This window comes from Neisseria sp. HMSC31F04 (genome assembly GCF_001807735.1).
GTDB classification, from domain to species: Bacteria; Pseudomonadota; Gammaproteobacteria; order Burkholderiales; family Neisseriaceae; genus Neisseria; species Neisseria elongata.
This window is the reverse complement of the sequence record NZ_KV790791.1, coordinates 1-3516: the sequence shown is the minus strand read 5'-3', so window position 1 is coordinate 3516 and position 3516 is coordinate 1. Positions and strand designations below refer to the sequence as shown.

General features: G+C 49.2%; 2 protein-coding genes. Both read left to right on the top strand.

What is annotated here, in order from left to right; translation table 11 throughout:
• Positions 1-253: 253 nt before the first annotated feature.
• On the top strand, positions 254-2839 hold the full coding sequence (gene mutS / locus HMPREF3107_RS04155; RefSeq protein ID WP_070453828.1) for a DNA mismatch repair protein MutS: 2586 nt from the start codon (positions 254-256) through the stop codon (positions 2837-2839).
• A 112-nt stretch (positions 2840-2951) separates the two neighbouring features.
• Entirely contained in the window at positions 2952-3401 is a 450-nt protein-coding gene (locus HMPREF3107_RS04150; protein WP_246828587.1) for a phage tail protein, read from the top strand.
• Positions 3402-3516: the final 115 nt, after the last annotated feature.

Genomic DNA, 3516 nt, shown 5'->3' with positions numbered 1-3516 from the left:
ACACTTATCGGTAATCTGTTTGTTAAAGAGCATTGCTGCGGAAGCAGCGAAGAGTCGAACTATACAGAACCTAGTAATTCGTGTCAAATCTTGTTAGGATTTTTTTTACTTATTTTTGTAATCTTGTTGTTTGTAATGGAAATTTATTTTTGAATTTTGGTTTGAAAATCACATACCGAAATTTCCCCACCTAATCCATCGCCCGAATTGCTAAAATGGCTTTTGTTTTTTCTTAGTATAAGGCCGTCTGAAAATGAGCAAATCCGCCGTTTCTCCTATGATGCAGCAATATTTGGGCATTAAAACAGATCATTTGGATAAATTGGTTTTTTACCGCATGGGCGATTTTTACGAGTTGTTTTTTGACGACGCGGTGGAAGCGGCCAAGTTGCTGGACATTACTTTGACGACTCGCGGTCAGATGGACGGTGAAGCAATTAAGATGGCAGGTGTGCCTTATCATGCGGCGGAACAGTATTTGGCGCGCTTGGTAAAGCTGGGGAAAAGTGTGGCGATTTGCGAGCAGGTGGGCGAAGTCGGCGCAAGTAAAGGACCTGTGGAACGAAAGGTTGTACGGATTGTTACACCGGGAACCCTGACGGATTCGGCTTTGTTGGAAGATAAGGAAACAAACCGAATTGCAGCAGTTTGTATAAGAAAAAAACGTTTGGGGATTGCTTGGGCATCGCTGCAAAGCGGCGAATTTAAGGTCAGAATGACGACGCCGGACAGGTTGGTTGACGAGTTGGCACGTTTGCAGGCGGCAGAAATCCTTGTGCCGGATGATAAATCCGCCCTCAATATCGGTCTGCCACAAGCAAATGTTACGCGGCTGCATGATTGGCAGTTTGATGCGGACAGTGGTTTTGACTTGATTACGCGCTATTTCGGCTGCCAGGACCTGCGCGGATTTGGTTTGGAAATGAATGATCATGCGCCCGCTATCGGAGCTGCCGGCGCATTGTTGAATTATATCAAGCTGACCCAGTCGCAACTGCCCCGCCATTTGGATGGGTTAAGTTTGGAAAGCGAACAGCAATATATCGGCATGGATGCGGCCACGCGGCGGAATTTGGAGATTACGCAGACTTTGGGCGGCAAAAAGTCGCCCACGTTGTTTTCGGTACTCGACCGCTGTGCCACACATATGGGCAGCCGCCTGCTGGCTTTGTGGCTGCATCATCCTCTGCGTAACAGAAGCCATATCCGTGCACGACAACAGGCCGTATCGGCTTTGTTTGGTAACAACGATGACATTACAGGCCGTCTGAAAGGCATTGCAGACATTGAACGGATTGCGGCACGGATTGCGGTCGGTTCGGCACGACCACGCGATTTGAGCGGTTTGCGCGACAGTTTGTTTGCTTTGGCACAGATTAAACTACCTTCTTCGCCTTTACTGGATACGTTACAAGGCATTTTTCCGGAAGGTGTGGCGGTGGCCGAACGGCTGGCGGCGGCTGTTTTGCCCGAGCCTTCCGTTTGGCTTCGTGACGGCGGGGTAATCAATCACGGGTTTTCAGCCGAATTGGACGAGTTGCGCCATATTCAGAATCACGGCGATGAATTTTTGCTGGCTTTGGAAGCGCGCGAACGGGAACGCACGGGTTTGTCCACTTTGAAGGTGGAGTTCAACCGCGTACATGGTTTTTATATCGAGTTGTCCAAGGTTCAGGCGGAACAGGCTCCCGCCGATTACCAACGCCGCCAAACACTGAAAAATGTCGAACGTTTTATCACTCCCGAATTGAAGGTTTTTGAAGATAAAGTGCTGACGGCACAAGAGCAGGCTTTGTCTTTGGAAAAAAAATTGTACGAAGGCCTGATACGGGAGTTGCAGGACATGCTTCCGCTATTACAGAAAGCAGCCAAAGCCGCCACAACATTAGATGTGTTGTGCTGTTTTGCCGCCACGGCTGAAGAGGCCGGCTATGTCTGCCCTGAATTTGCGGATTATCCGGTGATTGAGATTTCGGACGGACGGCATCCGGTTGTCGAACAGCAAGTGCAGCGTTTTACGGCCAATCATACGCGCTTGGACGACAAACACTGCCTGATGCTGCTCACGGGCCCGAATATGGGCGGCAAATCGACTTATATGCGACAGGTCGCGCTGATTGTGCTGATGGCGCACACCGGTAGTTTCGTTCCGGCTTCGGCGGCAAAAATCGGCCCTATCGATCAGGTTTTCACCCGCATCGGGGCATCGGACGATTTGGCATCAAACCGTTCAACTTTTATGGTGGAAATGAGTGAGACGGCTTATATTTTGAATCACGCCACACCGCAGTCTCTGGTTTTGATGGACGAAGTGGGGCGCGGCACATCCACTTTCGACGGCTTGGCATTGGCACATGCGGTAGCGGAACATTTGCTGTTGAAAAACGGTTCGTTCGCTTTGTTCGCCACACATTATTTTGAGCTGACTGCTCTACCCGAACGTTACCCGGCAGCGGTAAATATGCATTTGAGCGCGTTGGAACAGGGGCGGGATATCGTTTTCCTGCACCATATCGAAGCAGGCCCCGCCAGTAAGAGTTACGGCATAGCGGTGGCCAAACTCGCCGGACTGCCCGCACGGGCATTGAAAGCGGCACAAAAGTATTTGGAAAATTTGGAAAGTCAGGCCGCCGAACAAAGGCCGCAGTTGGATTTTTTCGGCTCTGCGTCTTTTGAACCGGACTTTACCGATGATTCGGCACAAGACGGCGAAAGGCCGTCTGAAAAATCATCTGCATTGTTTGCCGAGCTGGATAGTATCCATCCCGACGAGATGTCCCCGCGCGAAGCCTTGGATGCACTGTATCGTTTGAAGCAATTGGCGGATGGGGAAATTTAGTGCCAAGAAAAATTGTTGGATATATAATCGCGCCGTTGTTTTTAGATAAGGCTGTTTGAAATTTATTTGGATTTCAGACGGCCTGTCCTGTTAAACCGAATTAAAGGAACTTATGATGTCTGTTAAACCTTTGCTGCTTTGCCTGCTTCTGGCCTCCCCAGCTGCTTTTGCCGGCAACCTGTCCTGTCATGAAAGCACGAAACCCACAGGCAACCAGGAGCTCGATTCCATCGTTACCCGCTACGAATGCGATTACACCGGCTCGCTGCAGCAAGCCTATGCGGCCTTTATGAAACAAGGTTACAACGATAAAGCACCTTACCCTAAAACCGTACCGTCCGTCCTGCCGCGCAAAAACTTGACTCTGAATGCCAAAGAAAAAATAGAATGCGGTAACGAACCCGAAACTTTTGAATGGTCTTTTAAACTGCGCCGTCAAAACGCCAACCGTGTCAATATGCAATACCGTGGTTCGGATTGCGCTTCACCCTTTTCCGCCGACACTGAATTTGTCAAAAGCGGCAAAACCGTCAAAATTATCCATAAAGCTTACAGTTCGTAAGCAGATAATCATTAAAGCATAAAGCCAAAAAGGCCGTCTGAAAACCATATCATCGGAGTTTTCAGACGGCCTGTTTCATGTTTTGAGACCTTTGCAAAATTCCTTTTCCTCAGCA